Source organism: Erwinia sp. 1181_3, from assembly GCF_052824965.1.
Genome location: NZ_VTDE01000001.1, coordinates 597691 through 619708, shown reverse-complemented (window position 1 = coordinate 619708; position 22018 = coordinate 597691). Strand labels below are relative to the sequence as shown.

Genomic DNA, 22018 nt, shown 5'->3' with positions numbered 1-22018 from the left:
ATATGGAAACACTATGACCAAGCTTAAAGCAGTTATCCCGGTTGCGGGTCTCGGTATGCATATGCTCCCTGCTACAAAAGCCATTCCTAAAGAGATGTTGCCTGTTGTCGACAAGCCGATGATTCAGTACATCATCGACGAGTGCGTGGCAGCGGGTATCAAGGAAATTGTCCTGGTCACTCATGCATCCAAGAATGCGGTTGAAAACCACTTTGATACGTCCTATGAGCTTGAAGCCCTGCTTGAAGCGCGTGTGAAACGTCAGCTCCTGAGTGAAGTGCAGTCTATCTGCCCGCCGGGTGTGACGATCATGAACGTACGTCAGCCACAGCCGCTGGGCCTGGCAAACTCCCTGTTGTGTGCCCGCCCGATGCTGCATGATGATGCCTTCGTGGTGGTCCTGCCTGACGTATTGCTGGATAACGCCAGTGCCGATCCGCTGCGTTACAACCTTGCCGCGATGGTGGCACGCTTTGAAGAGACTGGCCGTAGCCAGGTACTCGCCCATCATATGCCTGACGTGGATTTGTCTGAATACTCCGTGATCACTACCGAGGAGCCACTGGACTTCCCAGGCAAAGTCAGTTCTATTGTCGAATTCGTGGAAAAACCAGAGCAACCACAGACCCTGAATTCTGACCTGGCTGCCGTTGGCCGCTATGTATTGTCTGCGGACATCTGGCCAGAACTGGAAAACCTTGAGCCGGGTGCCTGGGGCCGCTATCAACTGACCGATGCGATTGCCAACCTGAACAAAAAACAGCCGGTTGATGCACACCTGCTGAGTGGCGACAGCTTCGACTGCGGTCGTAAACTGGGCTATATGAAAGCGTTTGTGACCTGGGGCCTGCGTAACCACGCTCAGGGCCGCGAGTTCCGTGAAGAAATTCAAAAAATTCTGGCGAAGTAATCTTATTTGATTATGGCCGCGCCGGGCGTGGTCTGAAGGAGTCAACATGGCAATTTTAGTAACGGGCGGGGCGGGCTACATCGGTTCCCATACCGTGTTATCGCTGCTGCAACGTGGTGATGATGTTGTCGTACTGGATAACCTGAGCAATGCCTCGCGCGAATCGATTAACCGCGTAGAGAAGCTGACGGGTAAAACGGCCACCTTCTGCGAAGGGGATATCCTCGACCGTGCGTGCCTGCGCGATATTTTTGCCAGTAACCGCATCGATGCCGTGATTCACTTTGCCGGCCTGAAAGCCGTGGGCGAATCCACCCGCAAACCACTGGAGTACTACCAGAATAACGTTACCGGTACGCTGGTGCTGTTGGAAGAGATGCGTGCTGCGGGTGTGAATCAGTTTATCTTCAGCTCTTCTGCTACCGTCTACGGTGCTGATGCGCCGGTTCCTTATGTGGAAACCACGCCAATTGGCGGCACAACCAGCCCGTATGGCACCTCAAAGCTGATGGTTGAGCAGATCCTGCGCGACTATGCCAAAGCGAACCCGGAATTCAAAACCATCGCGCTGCGTTATTTCAACCCGGTGGGGGCGCATGAGTCTGGCCAGATCGGCGAAGACCCGAACGGCATCCCGAACAACCTGCTGCCGTACATTGCTCAGGTGGCCATTGGCCGTCTGGAGAAACTGGGCATCTTTGGCGGAGATTACCCAACGAAAGATGGCACCGGCGAACGCGACTACATTCACGTGATGGATCTGGCTGAAGGCCATCTTAAAGCGCTGGACCATATTGCTGCGGTTGATGGCTACAAAGCTTACAACCTCGGTGCCGGGGTAGGGTACTCGGTGCTGGAGATGGTGAAAGCCTTTGAGAAAGCCGCAGGTAAGCCTGTGCCTTACCAGATCTCACCGCGCCGTGATGGCGATCTTCCTGCGTTCTGGGCGGATGCCTCGCTGGCGGACAAAGAGCTGGACTGGCGTGTGTCACGCGGTATCGATGAGATGATGCGTGATACGTGGAACTGGCAGTCGAAGAATCCTAATGGGTATCGTTGAATAAAACGGGAAATCCTTTTATGTATAAAACTCCCTGATCTGGGAGTTTTTTTGTTTGTGAGGGATGGCAATGGTATATTTTAACCCTCTATCTTAACGATAGTTACTGAGGGCGGAGCGTGTGGGTGAGATCACAAAATAGTATGAGTTAGAAAATAACCTATCAGTGTTGCTTAATTGTTCATTTAATGTCGAAAGCGTTAAACCCACAAAAAAAGTAAAGATTAGGCTTGTATGGTCCAGTGCTTAGTATAAAAATTGTTGCTGGATTTTGTGACACTTAATGTCTGATTATTTCCAGGACTAATCTGGTTATGAAAAGCACGTCGAGTGACAAGGTCAGACTATGCTTGTGTAACAAGGTAAGAGACAGCTATCTGGTGGCTACAGCCAGTGGCGGTAGCGTGGCTAAGTGAAACAGTATGCACATCTGATATCAACAATTCAGGTCATCACCGTATACCTGTTGATGTTATACGCCATAAAAGTACGGCAAAAATTGACTGTGACTTCGCCACGCTGTTTGACGGACAAATGACCGTCAGCGAGCATTCTTAGCATTATCGATATTAGCCAAAGAGAGAACGACGGCGTGAAAATTCTAGTGACCGGCGGCGCCGGATTTATTGGTTCAGCAGTAGTTCGCCATATTATTACGCAGACTACAGACAGTGTCGTGAACGTTGATAAACTCACGTATGCGGGCAATCCTGAGTCCGTAGTTGGTGTCAGCAATGATGCGCGTTATGCTTTTGTACAGGCCGACATCTGTGACAAAGATGCCATTAGTGCGATTTTCAATGAACATCAACCTGATGTGGTAATGCATCTGGCGGCTGAAAGCCACGTAGACCGCTCCATCAGCGGCCCGGCTGATTTTATTGAAACCAACATTGTCGGCACTTATATCATGCTGGAGGCAGCGCGCAGTTACTGGAGCGGGCTGGATTCTACGCGCAAAACGGCTTTCCGTTTCCACCATATTTCCACCGACGAAGTCTACGGAGATTTACCTCATCCGGACGAGATGAATGATGACTCAGCTGCGCTGCCATTATTTACCGAAACCACCGCCTATGCACCCAGCAGCCCGTATTCGGCATCAAAAGCCTCCAGTGACCATTTAGTCCGTGCCTGGCTTCGTACCTACGGTTTGCCAACGATAATTACCAACTGCTCAAACAATTACGGCCCTTATCACTTCCCGGAAAAACTGATCCCTTTAGTGATCCTGAATGCACTCGAAGGTAAGCCTTTGCCGGTTTACGGACGTGGCGATCAGATCCGCGACTGGTTGTATGTGGAAGACCATGCGCGCGCACTTTATACGGTGGTAACAAAGGGTAAGATAGGTGAAACCTACAATATCGGCGGCCATAACGAAAAGCAGAATTTAGAGGTGGTAGAAACCATCTGTGATCTGTTGGATGAGATGGTGCCGAAAGCCACTCGCTACCGTGAGCAGATTACCTATGTTGCCGACCGCCCGGGGCACGACCGTCGCTATGCGATTGATGCCTCTAAAATCAGTCAAGAACTTAACTGGCAACCACAGGAAACATTTGATAGCGGGATCCGCAAGACGGTGCAGTGGTATCTGGACAATACCGAGTGGGTGAGTAACGTCAAAAGCGGCGCCTATCAGTCATGGATTGAACAGAACTACAGTGAACGTCAGCCATGAATATTCTGCTGTTCGGTAAAAATGGCCAGGTCGGCTGGGAATTGCAGCGTGCGCTGGCTCCACTGGGGAACGTTACCGCGCTGGCCACATCATCAACAGAATATTGCGGTGACTTTGCTGATACCAAGGGAATTATCGCTACGATCCGCAGCATCCGCCCTGATGTGATTGTGAATGCTGCGGCATACACTGCCGTTGATAAAGCCGAGAGTGAGCCTGAGCAGGCGCATCGTGTCAATGCATTGACCGTAGAAGCTATTGCTAAAGAGGCCGAATCGCTGAGTGCCTGGCTGGTTCACTATTCGACTGACTACGTGTTTCCGGGACAAGGTGCGCAGGCCTGGGAAGAAGACGATTCCACTGGGCCGCTTAATGTGTATGGTGCCAGCAAACTGGCCGGTGAGTTGGCCATTCAGCAGTATTGTTCCCGGCATCTGATTTTCCGCACCAGTTGGGTGTATGCCACCAAAGGTAATAATTTTGCCAAAACGATGCTTCGTCTGGCGAAGCAGCGTGATGAACTGTCAGTGATTAACGATCAGTATGGCGCACCAACCGGGGCTGATCTGATCGCGGATTGTACGGCTCATGCTATTACTGCTGCGATGCGCGATCCGTCGGTGGCGGGGTTATATCACCTTGCCGCAGCGGGCACTACGACCTGGTATGATTACGCTAACGTCGTGTTTGCCGAAGCAAAAGACGCAGGTGTTGAGTTAGTCTTGAAGACGGTACATCCGTTGAACACCAGCCACTATCCAACGCCCGCGCAGCGTCCGCTTAACTCCCGGCTGGATACACGTAAATTTCAAAACACGTTTGGTCTGACCTTGCCCGACTGGCAACGCGGGGTTCAGCGGATGATGGCTGAGTTAGCCGCGTTTAATGCGCTCTGACCTCATTAACCCGATATAAATTAGAGATATCTCATGCGTAAAGGAATTATTTTGGCAGGGGGGTCTGGAACCCGCCTGTATCCGGTCACTATGGCCGTCAGCAAGCAACTGCTGCCCATCTACGATAAGCCCATGATCTACTACCCTCTCAGCACGCTGATGCTGGCAGGCATTCGCGATATTCTGATTATCAGTACCCCGCAAGATACGCCGCGTTTTGAACAGCTGCTGGGCGATGGCAGCCAGTGGGGGCTTAACCTGCAATACATTGTACAGGAGAGCCCCGATGGCCTGGCACAGGCCTTTATTCTGGGTGAAGAGTTCATTGGTGAAGATAGCTGTGCACTGGTGTTAGGCGACAATATCTTCTACGGCCACGACCTGCCGAAAGAGCTGCAAGCGGCAGTAAGCCAGACCTCCGGCGCGACGGTATTTGCTTACCATGTTAATGATCCTGAGCGTTATGGCGTGGTGGAGTTTGATAAAGACGGCATTGCGGTCTCTCTGGAAGAGAAACCGCTGGAGCCCAAGAGTAACTATGCGGTCACCGGGCTCTATTTCTACGACAATAGCGTAGTGGAAATGGCGAAAAGCCTGAAACCTTCACATCGCGGCGAGCTGGAAATTACCGACATTAACCGCCTGTATATGGATCAGGGGAACCTGTCGGTGGCGATGATGGGGCGTGGCTATGCGTGGCTGGATACTGGTACGCATCATAGTCTGATTGAAGCGAGTAACTTTATTCAAACCATCGAGCAGCGTCAGGGACTGAAAGTCTCATGTCCGGAAGAGATTGCCTATCGCAAAGGGTTTATCGACGCTGAGCAGGTGAAGAAACTGGCTGCCCCATTAGCCAAGAATGAATACGGGCAGTATCTGCTCAAGATGGTGAAAGGTTACTGATGTCATGAAAGTGATTAAAACAGATATTCCGGATGTGTTGATTTTTGAGCCTAAAGTTTTCGGCGATGAGCGCGGTTTCTTTTTTGAGAGTTTCAGCCAGAAAGTGTTTGAAGAAGCAGTAGGCCGCAAAGTCGAATTTGTACAAGACAACCATTCGAAGTCCTCTAAAGGTGTTCTTCGCGGTTTGCACTATCAGGTTGCGCCGCATGCGCAGGGGAAGCTGGTACGCTGTGTTGTTGGTGATATTTTCGATGTTGCGGTAGATATACGTTCTGATTCTCCAACTTATGGGCAATGGGTGGGTGTTAAGTTATCCGCAGAGAATAAAAAACAGCTTTGGATACCAGAAGGTTTTGCCCATGGCTTTATTGCACTTACAGAAGGTGTGGAAATTCTATATAAAACCAACAACCTTTATAACAAAGAATCTGAACGTTCAATTAAATGGGATGATCCCGATTTAAATATTGGATGGCCAGTTAACGCCTCTTGCATTTCTGAGAAAGATCAACAAGCTTCAGCGTTCAAAGATATATTAATGTAAAAATAAAACACCATCCAGTATTGAAAGTAAACTTAGACTTTATGATTGTCATGCTGTTACAGTGAATTAGTTAAGTTGATGTTCATTTAATGACAAGTAGAACATTGTTGTAACCGGGATTTTAGTAATGAATAAGATTATCACTATTTTAGTAACTTATAATCCAGATGTTGAACTTCTTGTTGAAAGCGTGAATAATTTATTATCTCAGACTGATGGTGTTATTATTTGTAATAACTCATTAGAGCCGCTTACTACAGATCTGTTTGAGAATTCGGATTGTATTTTTATCGAAAATTTTGGTGAAAATATTGGTATTGCCGCAGCACAATCTATTGGAATGGATTTGGCATTTAATAGTCATCATGCTGATTTTATTCTTCAGATGGACCAGGATAGTCTTGCGAATACTGATATGGTCGAGAGATTGTTGAGTTGCTATATTGAATTAAAAAATACAGGCTTGAATGTTGGTTTGGTTGGCGCTCAAGATTATGATCGATATACAAATGAAGTGAATGTTGCAAAGGTTATGAAAGGAACCCCTTTACTTCATAACCATTTCATGAAAGTGAGTTGTATATTAAGTTCAGGTAGTTTAATTCCCAAAATAGCTTACGAGAAAGTAGGTGGTATGGCCAATGAGCTATTCATTGATGCAGTTGATCATGAATACTGCTGGCGCCTGCAACGTTCCGGATTTATTGTGGTTCGTAATGCTGAAGCATTGCTGGGACATCGCCTCGGTGATGGTAAATTCAAAATATTGAATATACTCAGTGTTGGAATGCCATCTCCTTTCAGACATTACTATGCAGTGCGAAATGCTTTCATCCTAATACGGCGGGATTATGTTCCTGTTTATTGGAAATTGAGTAGCTTAGCAAAAATTTCCTTTAAGTTTATATTCTATCCAGTCTTTCTCCCTGAAGGAAAAAAAAGGTTATTTTTCATTAGTCAGGGAATTTTGGATGGATTAAAAAACCGCACTGGAAAGTACAAAACAAAATAATAGTATAGAGAATATTGTTGTTTTTTCTTTTCACATAAAAAGTACTTGTTGTTTTTCGAAGTGATCATAGTGATTATTACATTAACTGGTTACAGTTTTGTGATTAATAACCTATAAAAATGTCTAAGCATTCCTTTGAATTTCGTTTTTTTAAGGTTAATGATGAGTAATGAAGCAGTCGCTGTCGTGATGAGCGTCTATAAAAATGATATATCATCTCAACTCAAAAGTGCAATAGAGAGTATACTCAATCAGACGCTAGAATCGATAAGCTTATATATTATGATAGATGGTGTCATTGATAATGAATTGAGTAAGTTGCTTGACTATTATGCTGTCGATGAAAGAGTGTTCATCATATCATCACCTACAAACAGAGGGCTTGCAGTTTCATTAAATCATCTTGTCGATATAGTTATCGCAGAAGGTAAATTTGAGTATATTGCACGCATGGATAGTGATGATATTTCGCTTCCTGAACGCTTGATGGTACAGGTTGAATATTTAAAACAAAATCCGGATGTTGATGTTCTCGGAGGATATTGCCATGAATTCGGTGCCAGTTTTGCATTAAATGTTAAAAAAGTGCCACTCACGCATGATGAATTGGTAAAATATAGTCTTTATAAATGTCCATTCATACATCCAACGGTTATGTTCAGAAAACGTGTTTTTCAAGATGGAAATCGTTACCCACTAGATACCTGCTTTAGTGAGGATCTTGCATTGTGGTTTTTGCTTTTGGTGCGTGGTTACAAATTTTCAAATGTAGACAAAGTCCTCATAAATTACAGAATAAATTCTGATACATTACATCGTCGTTCAGGGTTGAATAAAGCATTAAGCGAAGTAAAACTCAGGATTAAATATTCACTCTTGTTAAAAAACAGGTCATTAAAAATATATTCTCTAATCGTAGCGAGAGGTTTTTTCTCGCTAATGCCTCATCCAATTAAAAAAATGATGTATTCAAAATTACGATGAATAAAAGAGTTGTTTATACCGCAATATTTGGTGATTACGATGATCTTCTCGAACCTGATTACGTGGATTCGAGCATAGATTATATTTGTTTCACAAATAATAAATCCTTAAAGTCCAGTCATTGGATTGTGAAATACGTAGATAATTTCAATGGTGTAACAGATAATGCAAGATTGAATAGAATTTATAAGTTTATGCCACATAGATTTTTATCAGATTATGATGAAAGTCTTTATATTGATGGGAATATAAAAATAGCAGGTAAAAACCTGTCAAACGCTTTTGATTTTGCATTAAAGAATAAAATGATATCGATACCTCCGCATGCTGAAAGAGAATGTATCTATGAAGAGTCTTTAGCATGTCTAAGGCTAGGAAAGGGAGAGCCTGACCGGATAAAGAAACAAATGCAGTTCTACAAGAACGAAGGTTTTCCTGAAAAGTATGGCCTTTATGAAAATAATATAATTTTTAGAAAGCATGGCTGCGAAAAAATAAAAACCATCATGGAAGAATGGTTGGAGATGATAACTAAATTTTCATCAAGGGACCAGTTAAGTTTGTGCTACTTGTTTTGGAAAAGTAATATTCCTTGTGAAGCCTTTTTATGGGGGCCAAAGTTTAGCGGTAAATTTTTTAAAATAAAATTCCATAATACTGAGAAAAAGTTACCTTTATTGAAGAAAATAATATTATATTTACTAATTAATGCAAAGAGAAATATTTTCTACAGTTCATTATGTTCTGTGTTGATTTTTATGATCAAGATTAAGAAACATTTTCAGTAATCAAAGGATCTGTTAAAAATAGACATGCATATGTTTTAATTATTATTTAATGCGTCGAGCAACATTTTTAATCGGGTTCTGGATGATAATTTAATTATTTATTGATATTACAACCCCTTTAATATTAATTAAACACACAGTGATTTTAATGACCACATTGCTGCGCTATAATATGTTATAAATGTTTAGTTTAAAACCTTTGATAAATTTAAATTTTAACGAAATTAATAATATAACCCTTTATTTTCCCTGTTGGTAATTATCCTATTAAGGCTGTTCTTAATTGAATCGCAATGCAAGAAAATATGTTTTAAATATCAATATTTTCAGTGACATAGAGGGTGTTTATGTTACGCGAGGATTCATAATAGGTCCTCGCAATGTATCTATTTAAATTTCCAACCCTCAATGATGGATTCTACGATCATGGGTATTTTTTTAATATTTCCGGATAAGATGGCTTTAATAAACAATATAAAGATAAATCCGGAGATGTTCATTAAATATACAGTGTCAGAGTTGTTGTTATATTTTCTCTCAAAAAAAACTCTATTTCTGAATGTATTTTTAACTTTATATTCTGGAGCTTCAAAAAGAGGTAGTGAAAACCTTGCTGGTTTGACTTCTGTCCATGACTGGTCAATATCTATTAGTTCACAAGTTGGTAATATCCATAGTCTGCAACCTGAGCGACCTAGTCTCATTGTAAACTCTGTATCGTCAAAATATAAAAACATTTCAACCTTCGGTCTGATTCCTTTTTTTAAAACACTTACATTTATAAGCATGCCGCCATAAGGTCCACATGGTGTCTCTACTCTCTCTATATCTGAAAGGTTCAAATGAAAGTGTGGATCTTTATTTTTGGAGAATATTTTAAGAGTCTTTGATAGATATCCTAAAATAGTGAATTGCATGAAGGAATTTTTCTTTCCTAATAACGTTTCCGGTTTTCTTGTTCTGATGTAATCAACATAGTGTTGTCTGTCTTTCCTATAAAGAAAGTAAACAGAATTATTTTCATTTGATGTGGCGATATTATATGACCGTTTAATTGAATCATTTACAGAAACATTATCATCGTCTAAGAATAGCACCCACGAATCACTTGCCGCTATATCGCATGAGAGGTCCATTGCCTGGTTAAAAGCAAATGCTGATCCCATGTTAGCTTCATTGTTAATCATAAATAATTCTATTTCAGCATGCCGAGAGTGCATCTCCTTTATCAATGTAAGACTTTGAGAAGAACTTCCATTATCTACAATAATGAATTTTTTTGCGCCTGACATAATCGCGCTTTCAATAGTTTTTACGACTAATTCTCCTCTATTAGCATAAGTGACTGTGGCAATATACAACTCATCCATTATAAAACCCCTGTTTTTTTTGCTCTGGATGAAACCAGTATTAGCAATATAAGTTCACTCAACACCAGTGAAGCTGAAGCTCCGATAAAACCTAGCCATATACTCATTAGTGTCGCAATGAATACATTTATAACCCCTGTCATTACAACACATTTTGCGAAATCCTTTGAATAACCTGATGAGGCTAATCCAAGTATTGCGATAATGTAGTTTAATCCACCAAAAAGAAAAACCAAACTCATTATTCTCAAACATTCGTTAACAATTTCCCATGATTCTTTTGCCATCAACTTTGATATAGAAGGTGACATAAAGAAAATAGCGGATGCCCCTAAGCTATATGATATAACAATCGCAGGTAAATATTTATAAAAATTGTATTTGAAGAAGTCAGTTGAGGTGTGCTTTCTTTTCGAAAAAATCGGATACAAAACATCGCCTGCAACGTTCTGTATTGTTTGTACACTGCGAACTATTCTCTCAGCGATAGAGTATGCACCTACATAGACTGTAGTAGTAAATACACCCAAAATAATAACGTTGAAATTTTTATAAAGACCTGAAGCCAATCTTGCACAGAATATTTCAAATCCATCCTTTAATTCTCTTTTTATATTTGGCAAAGATATTTTGAATTTAAAATTGAATTTTGTTATTAAAAAAAACATGCTAATGCATAGAGATAAAAATGTTCCCACGAAAGCCAGGGCCTGAACTTTCCATGTATCTTCAGGAGACTTAACAATCAGAAAAATAAGAGTGAATGCTAAAAGTTTTGGAAATGCATTAGACAATGTGATGAAATGCATTTTCTCCGCAGCTTGAAAATGCCATGAAGGAAAAAGCGACTGTGATATTATAATTAAAAAAGTGAAAAGTATAATAAGTGAATTGTTTTGAACGTAATCATTGAAATAATAAATTATCAAAATAGGAAGGGAGAATAGTAATGAAAATAATAACTTTATAATTAAAACTGAACTTGTTATCTTAGAAGCATCATTATGCTCATAGCCGTTGTGACAAATATTTCTGGTTGCTGTTAACGAGAAACCATAGTCAATAACTAATTGTACATACGCAAATACAGCTGAAATAGTTGCGATGACCCCAACATTAGATAGGCCAATCTTAGAGACAAGAAAAGGAATCATTAGTATTGGCAGTAAGTAGTTAAGACCTTGCATGATACCTAATGATAAGAAGTTACCAAAAAATTTTCTTTTAATCATAATAATTACTCAGTGGCCAGTAAAATATAGTCACAAAAGATTAAAGAACTACAGTGTGTTTTTTTATTAACTATTTTCATTGCGCGGCATCCTTTTTGGGATGGAGAGCTGATGATTACTAATGATATAGAATGAATATTTAGACTGCGGTTTCGATGTATCATAATTGACATGTGTTTAACAAGTAAATAAAGAGGCTGTGAGTGATATGTGATTGTCGCGATGAATAACTTAGCGCAATTGTACTGTTTTTATTTTTATTTATCAACATACATTACACCCTCATTAATTATAATTATATTGTAACATGTTTAGGTTGATTTATGAAGCTTCACATCTTTTATGATTTGGAATGTAGTGTTTTTATCGGTTTATCATTCAGGTGTTTGATGTCGATTCAATAAAACTGTTGTAGTTTTATTTTTCGGTTCTGATATTATGATTGTTAGTTATGATATAACTGTAGGTTAATTATTAATTGTTGTAAGGAAAGTTTGACTCGCATTCAGTAAACCTCCAAAGGCCTGCTGTATTGAACTGCTATTTATGCGGTCAAATGCGGTTGTGTTAACAGATGTTGTGAAAATTTTTTAGGAAAAACATGGCAATATATTTAACCGGGTATCTGACAATATGTTTTTTTTCTTGGTTATCTCTTGATGTATCAGTTTCAAGCAATGTTAAGAAATGGATGTTCTTTTTTGTAGCCACTTTATTGCTTTTTTTCTGTGCTGCCCGGGGTGTTATTGATAGGGATCATCAGAGTTATTTGAATATTTATAAACATATTATCGATGGTGTCGATTTACTTATAGAACCAACCTTTTATTTTTTTAGTTATATTTCATCGTGGTTGACCGATGGCCCTCAGTTGATTTTTATTATTTATGCATTGCTAGGGTTGAGTTTAAAGTTCTATTCTATTAGAAAGTTTAGTGTTTTCCCGCTGGTATCTGTTCTTATATATTTCAGTAATTACTATTTCTTGCATGAAATGACTCAGATAAGAGTTGGGGTATCGGTTTCTTTAGCTTTAATCGCCATCACTAACTGGTTTGGTGGTAACAAAAAAAACTTTTTTATAATAATCTTCCTTTCGCTCTTGTTCCACTACTCAGCTCTCATTTTTCTTATGGTGCCTCTTGTTTCTAAGGAGAGAGTTCATAAGAAGGAAATGTTTTTTTATACCTGTCTCATTGTTTTTTTATATGCCCTGTATGTCGTTAATTTTGGTTTTGCACGTGTTTTTTCATATATTCCAATAGGATATGTTCAGGAGAAGTTTAGCATTTATTACGAAAAAACAAGGCTGGGGGAAGTCGATGCTGTAAATGCTTTTAGTGTTATGCAGTTAATCAGATTAATTGTTATCTATCTCGTATGCTTTTTTTGTCCCAAAGAATGTTATGCAGATAAATTTTTCAACGTAATGCTGAGGTTTTATATTTTCTCGGCAATATGTTGGGTGATGTTTTTCGATATACCGGTGTTCGCAGTGCGTCTTTCAGAGATTTTGGGTGTGGCCGAGATATTTGTAATTCCCTACATTATTTATGTCTCACGTAAAAAATACATAGGGTTGATTGTTATTTCACTGATAACAGCAATGATGTTCTTTGTTAATATATATTATAGTAAGTTGATGCTTCCTTATGTTCCTTTTTGGGCGGAATCATTTTATTACTCATGAGAGGTTTGAGGCGCCTTTAACTATGAAGTTATTGGGGATGTTATCCACAATTTTAGACTGCTTATTTGCGTTGTTAAGAACTATCGCACCAATCACTACCACCCCCCCTTAATCCTGAGTTAACATGTCTGGAACATTGACCGCAGTCACAGAACTGCGGGTTTTCCACCCAGACAGGAGTAGGTATGTCCAAGCAACAGATCGGCGTTGTAGGTATGGCTGTGATGGGCCGTAATCTGGCACTCAACATCGAGAGCCGTGGCTACACAGTTTCTATCTTCAACCGCTCGCGTGAAAAAACCGATGAAGTCGTGGCTGAGAACCCAGGTAAGAAACTGGTTCCACACTACAGCATCGAAGAGTTTGTTGACTCTCTGGAAAAACCTCGTCGTATCCTTTTGATGGTGCAGGCCGGTGAAGCCACCGACAAAACCATCGCCTCCCTGACGCCACACCTTGATAAAGGCGATATCCTGATCGACGGTGGTAACACCTTCTATAAAGACACCATTCGCCGTAACCGCGAGCTGTCTGAGCAGGGCTTCAACTTTATCGGTACCGGTGTTTCCGGTGGCGAAGAGGGCGCGCTTAAAGGTCCATCCATCATGCCTGGCGGCCAGAAAGAAGCGTACGAGCTGGTAGCGCCAATCCTGACTGAGATTGCAGCTGTCGCTGAAGGTGAAGCCTGTGTGGCCTATATGGGGCCGGACGGTGCGGGTCACTATGTGAAGATGGTTCACAACGGTATTGAATACGGCGACATGCAGCTGATTGCTGAAGCCTATTCACTGCTGAAAGGCGCACTGAACCTGAGCAACGACGATCTGGCTAAGACCTTCAGCGAGTGGAACGAAGGGGAACTGAGCAGCTACCTGATCGACATCACCAAAGATATCTTCACTAAAAAAGATGAAGAAGGTAACTACCTGGTTGATGTGATTCTTGATGAAGCCGCGAACAAAGGTACTGGTAAGTGGACCAGCCAGAGCTCACTGGACCTCGGTGAGCCACTGTCACTGATTACTGAATCCGTATTTGCACGCTACCTCTCTTCACTGAAAACGCAGCGTGTTGCAGCGTCTAAAGTACTGAGCGGTCCTAAAGTTCAGACCGTGAGCGGTGATAAAGCCGAATTCGTTGAGAAAGTACGTCGCGCGCTGTACCTGGGTAAGATCGTCTCTTACGCGCAGGGCTTCTCTCAGCTGAAAGCGGCTTCTACCGAAAACAACTGGGATCTGCACTATGGTGAAATCGCTAAGATTTTCCGTGCGGGCTGCATTATCCGTGCCCAGTTCTTGCAGAAAATCACCGATGCTTATGCTGTTGATGCTGACATTGCTAACCTGCTGCTGGCTCCGTACTTCAAAAATATCGCTGACGAATACCAGCAGGCGCTGCGTGACGTTGTTGCGTGGGCTGTCCAGAACGGTATCCCAACACCAACCTTCTCTGCGGCTATCGCCTACTACGACAGCTACCGTTCAGCGGTACTGCCTGCGAACCTGATTCAGGCGCAGCGTGACTATTTTGGTGCGCATACTTACAAGCGTACTGACAAAGACGGTGTGTTCCACACCGAATGGCTGGACTAAGTCAATGCCTAACCTCCCGTTTTACGGGAGGTTATTTTCCTTCTTCTCCCCGATTTTAAGACTATCCTTCTGGCGCTCTGCCAACTGCTCGACTATCTTTTATTCGCATAACCATAAAAACGATACCAATTTTTTAAGTTGAGTCATGATGAGCAAAAAAAACACAATAAACTTTGAGCAATTTGAATCTGTAAAGCATGATGAACTGGACCTGTTGGACATTTTTTTCCAGTTATGGAAAGGTAAATGGATCATCATTGCACTGATAGTTGTTAGCCTGATTGGCGCGGGGATATACCTTGCTTCAGTTAAATCTAAATGGACGTCAATGGCCATCCTGACGCAACCTGATATCGGCCAGATGGTCTATTACAGTGGTATTTTAAATCAAGTCTATGCACTAAATGATGCTGATAACAATGGTAACAACACTCAGAGTAAACCTGGACAGTTCTCTCCGGATATCCTCCAGCAAACGCTTTTCAATCGCTTTAGTGCTTCGCTTGCCGCATCAAACTTAGTCGATATTAAAGCCGTAGACAAAGCCCTCAGCTATCCCTTGAGCATCTCACTAACGGCCGATTCCGCCAATCACGCGCAAGAGCAGCTTTCAAGCTACATTCAGCAGGTCAATACCACACTGTTGAATGATTATCTCGCTGAAATCAAAACTAACCTTATTGCAAAGCAAAGCGAACTGACCGCATCGCTGGAAGCGCAGAAAAAAATCGCGCAGCAGCGTAATGCGCATCGTATTGAGGTTATTCGCTATGCGTTGAAGATTGCGGAAGATTCGAATATTTCCAGTTCTCAACTGACTCAGGTGGAGAACCTGTCGGATGATACGTTATATCTGCTGGGTACCCATGCGCTAAGTGCGATGATTGCTAATGAGGCCAACAAGCCTCTCGTGCTCGATAAACAGTATTTCGATACACAAACTCAGCTCCTGGCACTCTCACAGTTGAAGCCTGACGCTGAAAAGTTACAACCCTTCACGTACATCACTCAACCCGACTTACCTGCGGCACCTGTCAATCCTAGAAAATCGTTAGTGCTGTTGCTGGCCGCCATTTTGGGCGCGATTGCAGGTTCAGCGATTGTTATCGGGCGTAATGTGGTCGCTGATTATCGTTTGAGGATGAGAGCAGAATAGGGTGCAGGCCGGGCATAACCCGGCCTGATAATGAGAGGGGCTTACTTATGACGCTGACGCAGGTTCTCAATCACCGTTGACAGGTTCAGATCCTGGTCCTGTAGCAGAACCAGCAGATGATAGACCAAATCAGAGGCTTCATTGGTCAGCTCATGACGGTCGTTGACGGTGGCAGCCAGTGCCACTTCCACGCCTTCCTCACCGACTTTCTGTGCAATGCGCTTAGTGCCGCTGGCGTACAGGCTTGCAGTATAGGAACTTTTTGGGTCAGCGTGTTTACGCTCGGCCAGGACCTGCTCCAGTTGATAGAGGAAAGTCCAGTCTGTCGCTGCGGGCGAGAAACAGCTTGTGGTGCCACGATGGCAGGTTGGGCCGACCGGGTGGACCAGCACCAGCAGCGTATCGTTATCGCAGTCTGGCGTGATGCTGACCACATTCAGAAAGTGCTCCGAGGATTCGCCTTTCGTCCACAGGCGCTGTTTGGTGCGTGACCAGAAGGTCACTTTGCCAATCTCCAGCGTCTTCGCCAGTGCTTCCTGATTCATATACCCATGCATCAGCACTTCACCAGACACCGCGTGCTGGACGATAGCGGGCATCATGCCGTCGGTTTTCACCCAGTCAAGCTGGGACAGTTGTTGTTCTGTTAACACGCGCGAATCTCCACACCTTTTTCAATCAGGTAGCTTTTCAGCTCACCGATATTAATAATCTGTTTATGGAACACTGAAGCTGCCAGTGCGCCATCAACGTCAGCATCGCGGAAGGCTTCATGGAAATGCTCCATGGTGCCCGCGCCGCCGGAAGCAATCAGCGGTACTTTACAGCGTGCGCGTACTTTTTGCAGTTGTACCAGGTCGTAACCATTGCGCACGCCATCCTGGTTCATCATGTTCAGCACAATCTCACCCGCACCACGCTTCTGCACTTCTTCCACCCAGTCGAGGGTTTCCCACGTGGTGACTTTGGTCCGGCTTTCATCGCCGGTGTACTGATTCACATGGTACTTGCCGCTTTCGCTGTCAAACCAGGTATCGATGCCCACCACAATGCACTGCACGCCAAAGCGATCGGCCAGGCGGGTGATAAGGGAAGGATCGGCAAGCGCCGGGGAATTAATCGAAATCTTATCCGCGCCGAACGAGAGCAGCAGGGCGGCATCTTCAACCGACTTAATGCCCCCAGCCACGCAGAAAGGAATATCAATCACTTCTGCCACGCGTGAGATCCAGCTTTTATCCACCACACGGCCATCACTGGATGCGGTGATATCATAAAACACCAGTTCGTCGGCCCCTTCCTGCGCATAGCGCTGCGCCAGCGGCACGATATCGCCGATGATTTCGTGGTTGCGGAACTGCACGCCTTTCACGACCTGGCCGTCACGTACGTCCAGGCAAGGGATTATCCGTTTTGCCAGCATGAAATAGCCTCCGATGCGGTGAATTTATCTTCCAGCAGAGCGCGACCCACGATCACGCCCCGAGCGCCACAGCCGCGCAGGGCGGCAATATCGTCCAGAGAGCCGATGCCGCCGGAGGACTGGAAAGCAATGCTCGGGTAGCGGGCAGACACTTCGCGATACAGTTCAACGTTAGAGCCACTGAGTGTGCCATCGCGTGAAATATCCGTGCACAGCACGTGTTTCAGGCCGAAGGGCAAAAACTGCTCAATCACTTCTTCCAGCGTGATGCCGCTGGCTTCCTGCCAGCCGCTGATCGCCACTTCTTTACGGTTACTGGCATCAATGCGTACGTCCAGCGCCAGCACAATCGCTTCCGCGCCGTATTGTTTAAACCACTGCTGCACTTCTTCCGGCTGTTTCACCGCCGTAGACCCCACCACTACGCGTGTGGCACCCGCCTTTAACAGTGCGTCCACATCCTCTTTAGTGCGGATACCACCGCCCACCTGGACCGGAACGGTGACGCCTGCCAGCAGTTTGGTCAGCAGGGGGATCTGACGTGCGGCCGGATCTTTTGCCCCGGTCAGATCGACCAGATGCAGCACCTGCGCACCCTGTGCTTCATAATCCTGTAAGCGCGGCAGCGGGTCGCTGCCGTAGTCGCGTTGCTGGCCGTAATCGCCCTGATGCAGACGCACCACCTTGCCATCAATTAAATCTAATGCCGGGATAATCATGCCGGTTACATCTCCAGGAAGTTTTTCAGCAGCTGCGCGCCAGCGGCACCGGAACGCTCCGGGTGGAACTGCACGCCAAAGAAATTATCTTTCTGCACGGCGGCGGTAAAGGCTTCGCCATAATTGCACTGGGCAATGGTGTATTCATTGACCGGCATGGCGTAGCCGTGCACGAAGTAGAAATAGGCACCGTCTTCAATACCGCGAAACAGGTGGTTACCCGCTTGCGAGGTGATCTGATTCCATCCCATATGTGGCAGCGGCAGGCCGTGATCTTTCATGCGCTGCACAGGCTGGTCGATGATATTCAGCGTGGGTACGCCGCCGCTCTCGTCGCTACCGCTGCCCAGCAGTTGCATACCGAGGCAGATACCCAGTACCGGTTGGGTACAGGCTTTAATCAGCGCGATCAGTTCGCGTTCACGCAGCTGATCCATCGCGGCCTGGGCGGTGCCCACGCCGGGCAGAAACAGTTTGTCGGCGTTCAGCACGATATCCGCTTCTTTACTGACTACCGGATCATAGCCAAGACGCTGTACCGCCCACTTAACGGAGGACAGGTTGGCGCAGCCGGTATCGAGGATCACCACATCCATCAGAGCACTCCTTTCGAACTTGGCAGGGTATTTCCCTCCACGCGGATCGCCTGACGCAGCGTGCGGCCGAAGGCTTTAAACAAGCTTTCAACGCGGTGATGGTCATTTTTGCCTTTGGTGCGCAGGTGCAGGGTGCTGGCCATGGTGTAAGAGAGTGAGCTGAAGAAGTGTTCCACCATCTCGGTGCTCAGATCGCCAACGCGCTGATAGCTGAACTCCGCTTTATATTCGAGGTGCGGACGACCGGAGATATCCAGTGCGCAGCGTGCCAGGCATTCGTCCATTGGCAGCACGAAACCGAAACGACCGATGCCACGTTTGTCACCCAGCGCTTTCAGCAGGGCTTCACCCAGCGCCAGCCCGGTATCTTCCACGGTGTGGTGATCGTCAATATAGAGATCGCCTTTCACGTCGATGTTCATGCGGAAGCCGCCGTGGGTAGAGATTTGATCGAGCATATGGTCAAAGAAACCCACGCCGGTATTAATTTTGCTGTCGCCTTCGCGATCCAGCCACACTTCGACTTTAATCTGCGTCTCTTTGGTGTTGCGTTGCACCAGCGCATAACGGTCACGCTTCGTCAGCTGCTGTTCAATCGCGTTCCAGTTCAGGTCTTTGCTGTACAGCAGACCGGTGATGCCCATGTTCTGCGCCAGCTGCACGTCAGTTGCGCGGTCACCAATCACATAGCTGTTGGCGATATCCAGTGCGCCTTCCGCCAGCCAGGCTTCCACCATTTTTGTTTTTGGCTTACGGCAGTCGCAGTGATCTTCCGGCTTATGTGGGCAAATCAGAATGTCGCTAAAGTTCACGCCCTGCGAACGGAGGATTTGCATCATCAGATTATGCGGACCGTCGAAATCGTCCTGCGGGAAGCTGCTGGTCCCCAGGCCATCCTGATTGGTGATCATCACCAGCTGATAGCCCGCTTTCTGTAACGACAGCAGGGCAGGGATGACGTCAGGCTCGAAGGCCAGTTTATCCATGCGGTCTACCTGAAAATCTTCTGGCGGCTCAGAAATGAGGGTGCCATCGCGATCGATAAAAAGGACTTTCTGACTCATGCTTGCTCCTGAGATACGGATGAACCGGGTAATAATGTTAGTGCGGCCACTGCGCGTTCACACTCTTCGCGGGTGCCAATAGAGATGCGCAGACAGCCCGCCAGACCAGGCTGTTTGTTCTGATCGCGCAAAATAATGCCCTGATCCCACAAGGTCTTAAATACCTGACTTGAGGCGGAGAAGCGCGCCAGAATATAGTTGGTATCGCTCTCAAACACCTGCTCAACGCAGTCTAACGTACGCAGATCGGCAATCAGCTTTTCCCGGGTGGCGACCAGCTCGCTCACATGCTGGCGCATCAGTGCAATGCCCTGCTCGCTCAGTGCCTGACCCGCAATATCCGCCACAGGCGTAGAGAGCGGGTAAGGGGCGATCACTTTCATCAGCAGCGCAATGACATCGGCGTTGGCGAGAGTGAAACCACAGCGCAGCCCTGCCAGCGCAAACGCTTTAGACAGCGTACGCAGCACCACCAGGTGCGGGTAATCCTTCAGCCAGCCAGCGAGTGAGGCTGAAGGGCAGAACTCAATATAGGCTTCGTCGGCGACGACCAGCGCTTTGCCACGCGTCATCTCCAGCAGCTGGCGAATATCGTCCGGGTTGATCAGATTTCCGGTCGGGTTGTTCGGGCTGCACACATACACCAGCTTTACATTGTCTAACTGGCCAGCAATGGCGGGCAAGTTCAGTTGCCAGTCTTCGCGTGCTTCTACCGTACGGTATTCAATACCGATGGTTTCAGCGCTGACGCTGTACATACCGTAGGTCGGCGGGCAGAACAACACGGCATCTTTGCCCGGTTCACAGAAGGCGCGCATTAACAGTTCGATGCCTTCATCGGCACCGCGGCTTACCAGCACCTGCTCCGGCGTCAGTCCCGCATAGGCCGCGTAACGCTCAATTACTAACTTAGGCTGACATTCCGGGTAGCGATTCAGGGTCTGCTGGCTGAGCTCAAACGGCACCGCCAGCGGGTATTCATTGGCGTTCAGCCAGACATCACCGTTGCCCCCCAGACGGCGTGCCGACTGGTAGGGCGTCAGGGCACGCACATTAGCACGGGCCAGATCTTCAATCTTGCTGCTCATGGCTTCTCCTTCAGTGCGGCTACGCGCAGGGTCACGGCATTTTTGTGGGCAGTCAGTTGCTCGGCAGCGGCGAGAGTTTCAATGGTGGCCGCCAGCCCCATAAAGCCCTGCTTTGTCAGTTCCTGCACGGTCATACGCTTCTGGAAATCCGCCAGCCCCAGGCTGGAGCAGGTAGCGGTATAACCGTAGGTTGGCAGGACGTGGTTGGTTCCCGAGGCATAGTCACCGGCGGATTCCGGTGACCAGTCACCGAGAAACACGGAGCCGGCACTGGTGATGCTGTCGACCAGGTCGCGTGCCTGGCGTGTCTGAATGATCAGGTGCTCAGGCCCGTAACGGTTGCTGACTTCAACGCACTGTTGCAGATCGCGCATCACAATCAGGCGACTGCTTTCCAGGGCTTTTGCGGCCGTGGCCGCACGAGGCAGTTCAGCGAGCTGGCGTTCAACGGCTTCGGCGACCGCCACGGCCATGGTTTGCGAAGGCGTCAGCAGGATCACCTGCGAATCCGGGCCGTGTTCCGCCTGTGACAGCAGATCAGAGGCCACGAAGTCCGGCGTGGCCCCTTCATCGGCAATCACCAGCACTTCAGACGGGCCAGCAGGCATATCAATCGCCGCGCCGTCCATGCGCTGGCTCACCTGACGTTTGGCCTCGGTGACATACGCATTGCCTGGACCAAAAATTTTATCCACCTTAGGCACGGATTCTGTCCCGAAGGCGAGGGCGGCAATCGCCTGCGCCCCGCCAACCTGGAACACTTCCTGCACGCCACACAGCCGTGCAGCATAAAGGATTTCATCGGCAATCGGTGGTGGAGAGCAGAGCACCACTCGGCCACAGCCTGCGATACGCGCCGGGGTAGCCAGCATCAGTACCGTGGAGAACAGCGGAGCCGTGCCACCCGGAATATAGAGGCCGACTGACGCTATCGGGCGCGTGACCTGCTGGCAGCGCACGCCGGGTTGTGTTTCGATATCCACCGGCGGCAGTTGCTGTGCCTGATGGAAGGTATCAATATTGGCGACCGCAACAGCCATCGCCTGCTTGATCTCATCACCCAATCGCGCACAGGCATCGGTGATCTGCTGTTCGCTGACGCGCAGTGCATCAACCTGAGTTTTATCGAAGGTGGCGCTGTAATAACGCAACGCATCGTCACCTTCACTCGAAACCTTGTCGAGAATGCCGCGCACGGTGGCACTGATGCTGTCAGAGGCGCCAAGCGCCGGGCGAAGCAGCAGGGCCTGCTGCTGTTCGGCACTGCAATCCTGCCAGGCAATGGGGGTCATCAGGGTCGCCAT

Annotated in this window: 21 protein-coding genes; 12 read left to right on the top strand and 9 right to left on the bottom strand. The window is 46.3% G+C overall.

All coding sequences use genetic code 11. The features are described 5' to 3' along the window. Positions 1–13 precede the first annotated feature (13 nt). The 9 genes from galF to FY046_RS02840 all read left to right on the top strand — a co-directional run bounded on the left by galF (position 14) and on the right by FY046_RS02840 (position 8784). Entirely contained in the window at positions 14–910 is an 897-nt protein-coding gene (gene galF / locus FY046_RS02880; RefSeq protein ID WP_133841536.1) for a UTP--glucose-1-phosphate uridylyltransferase GalF, read from the top strand. 46 nt (positions 911–956) lie between these two features. After that, a complete protein-coding gene (galE, locus tag FY046_RS02875; RefSeq protein ID WP_133841537.1) occupies positions 957–1970 on the top strand; it encodes a UDP-glucose 4-epimerase GalE in 1014 nt (337 codons plus the stop codon). A 592-nt stretch (positions 1971–2562) separates the two neighbouring features. Beyond that, a complete protein-coding gene (gene rfbB, locus FY046_RS02870; RefSeq protein WP_212813032.1) occupies positions 2563–3654 on the top strand; it encodes a dTDP-glucose 4,6-dehydratase in 1092 nt (363 codons plus the stop codon). Then, a complete protein-coding gene (gene rfbD / locus FY046_RS02865; protein ID WP_446185733.1) occupies positions 3651–4550 on the top strand; it encodes a dTDP-4-dehydrorhamnose reductase in 900 nt (299 codons plus the stop codon). The genes rfbB and rfbD overlap by 4 nt, the downstream gene beginning before the upstream one ends. 33 nt (positions 4551–4583) lie before the next feature. Further along, the gene (gene rfbA, locus FY046_RS02860) at positions 4584–5456 is read left to right on the top strand and encodes a glucose-1-phosphate thymidylyltransferase RfbA (protein ID WP_133841540.1); all 873 of its coding nucleotides are present in this window, start codon (positions 4584–4586) and stop codon (positions 5454–5456) included. Positions 5457–5460: 4 nt separating this feature from the next. After that, the gene (gene rfbC / locus FY046_RS02855) at positions 5461–6000 is read left to right on the top strand and encodes a dTDP-4-dehydrorhamnose 3,5-epimerase (RefSeq protein ID WP_133841541.1); all 540 of its coding nucleotides are present in this window, start codon (positions 5461–5463) and stop codon (positions 5998–6000) included. Between the two features lie 127 nt (positions 6001–6127). Then, the gene (locus tag FY046_RS02850) at positions 6128–7012 is read left to right on the top strand and encodes a glycosyltransferase family 2 protein (protein ID WP_446185732.1); all 885 of its coding nucleotides are present in this window, start codon (positions 6128–6130) and stop codon (positions 7010–7012) included. A gap of 162 nt (positions 7013–7174) precedes the next feature. Continuing rightward, the gene (locus FY046_RS02845) at positions 7175–7996 is read left to right on the top strand and encodes a glycosyltransferase (protein ID WP_159336337.1); all 822 of its coding nucleotides are present in this window, start codon (positions 7175–7177) and stop codon (positions 7994–7996) included. Beyond that, positions 7993–8784, top strand: a complete 792-nt coding sequence (locus tag FY046_RS02840; protein WP_227534783.1) for a glycosyltransferase domain-containing protein — start codon at positions 7993–7995, stop codon at positions 8782–8784. The genes FY046_RS02845 and FY046_RS02840 overlap by 4 nt, the downstream gene beginning before the upstream one ends. 386 nt (positions 8785–9170) lie before the next feature. Here FY046_RS02840 and FY046_RS02835 read toward each other — a convergent pair whose 3' ends face one another. Both FY046_RS02835 and FY046_RS02830 read right to left on the bottom strand, forming a co-directional pair. Next, a complete protein-coding gene (locus tag FY046_RS02835; protein WP_133841545.1) occupies positions 9171–10154 on the bottom strand; it encodes a glycosyltransferase family 2 protein in 984 nt (327 codons plus the stop codon). Then, positions 10154–11386: an oligosaccharide flippase family protein gene (locus FY046_RS02830; RefSeq protein ID WP_446185731.1), complete on the bottom strand. Its 1233-nt coding sequence runs from the start codon at positions 11384–11386 to the stop codon at positions 10154–10156. The genes FY046_RS02835 and FY046_RS02830 overlap by 1 nt, the downstream gene beginning before the upstream one ends. Positions 11387–11987: 601 nt before the next feature. On the opposite strand from FY046_RS02830, the gene FY046_RS02825 reads away from it, so the two are divergent. From FY046_RS02825 to FY046_RS02815, 3 genes are all read left to right on the top strand, one after another. Continuing rightward, positions 11988–13076, top strand: a complete 1089-nt coding sequence (locus FY046_RS02825) for an EpsG family protein (RefSeq protein WP_133841547.1) — start codon at positions 11988–11990, stop codon at positions 13074–13076. Between the two features lie 185 nt (positions 13077–13261). Next, positions 13262–14668, top strand: coding sequence for an NADP-dependent phosphogluconate dehydrogenase (gene gndA, locus FY046_RS02820; protein ID WP_159336338.1), 1407 nt, complete (start codon positions 13262–13264; stop codon positions 14666–14668). Positions 14669–14813: 145 nt separating this feature from the next. Beyond that, positions 14814–15824, top strand: coding sequence for a Wzz/FepE/Etk N-terminal domain-containing protein (locus tag FY046_RS02815; RefSeq protein ID WP_446185730.1), 1011 nt, complete (start codon positions 14814–14816; stop codon positions 15822–15824). A 41-nt stretch (positions 15825–15865) separates the two neighbouring features. Here FY046_RS02815 and hisIE read toward each other — a convergent pair whose 3' ends face one another. From hisIE to hisD, 7 genes are read right to left on the bottom strand one after another with little or no spacing between them, the layout of a single operon-like run. After that, the gene (gene hisIE, locus FY046_RS02810; protein ID WP_159336340.1) at positions 15866–16477 is read right to left on the bottom strand and encodes a bifunctional phosphoribosyl-AMP cyclohydrolase/phosphoribosyl-ATP diphosphatase HisIE; all 612 of its coding nucleotides are present in this window, start codon (positions 16475–16477) and stop codon (positions 15866–15868) included. After that, positions 16471–17247, bottom strand: coding sequence for an imidazole glycerol phosphate synthase subunit HisF (gene hisF / locus FY046_RS02805; RefSeq protein ID WP_133841551.1), 777 nt, complete (start codon positions 17245–17247; stop codon positions 16471–16473). The genes hisIE and hisF overlap by 7 nt, the downstream gene beginning before the upstream one ends. Then, a complete protein-coding gene (gene hisA, locus FY046_RS02800; protein WP_159336341.1) occupies positions 17229–17966 on the bottom strand; it encodes a 1-(5-phosphoribosyl)-5-[(5-phosphoribosylamino)methylideneamino]imidazole-4-carboxamide isomerase in 738 nt (245 codons plus the stop codon). Before hisA ends, hisF begins: the two co-directional genes overlap by 19 nt. A gap of 5 nt (positions 17967–17971) precedes the next feature. After that, positions 17972–18562 (bottom strand): imidazole glycerol phosphate synthase subunit HisH, encoded by a 591-nt coding sequence (hisH, locus tag FY046_RS02795; RefSeq protein WP_133841553.1) that lies wholly within the window; start codon positions 18560–18562, stop codon positions 17972–17974. After that, positions 18562–19626 (bottom strand): bifunctional histidinol-phosphatase/imidazoleglycerol-phosphate dehydratase HisB, encoded by a 1065-nt coding sequence (hisB, locus tag FY046_RS02790; protein WP_133841554.1) that lies wholly within the window; start codon positions 19624–19626, stop codon positions 18562–18564. Before hisB ends, hisH begins: the two co-directional genes overlap by 1 nt. After that, positions 19623–20714, bottom strand: a complete 1092-nt coding sequence (gene hisC / locus FY046_RS02785) for a histidinol-phosphate transaminase (protein WP_133841555.1) — start codon at positions 20712–20714, stop codon at positions 19623–19625. The genes hisB and hisC overlap by 4 nt, the downstream gene beginning before the upstream one ends. Then, positions 20711–22018: a histidinol dehydrogenase gene (hisD, locus tag FY046_RS02780; RefSeq protein WP_133841556.1), complete on the bottom strand. Its 1308-nt coding sequence runs from the start codon at positions 22016–22018 to the stop codon at positions 20711–20713. The genes hisC and hisD overlap by 4 nt, the downstream gene beginning before the upstream one ends.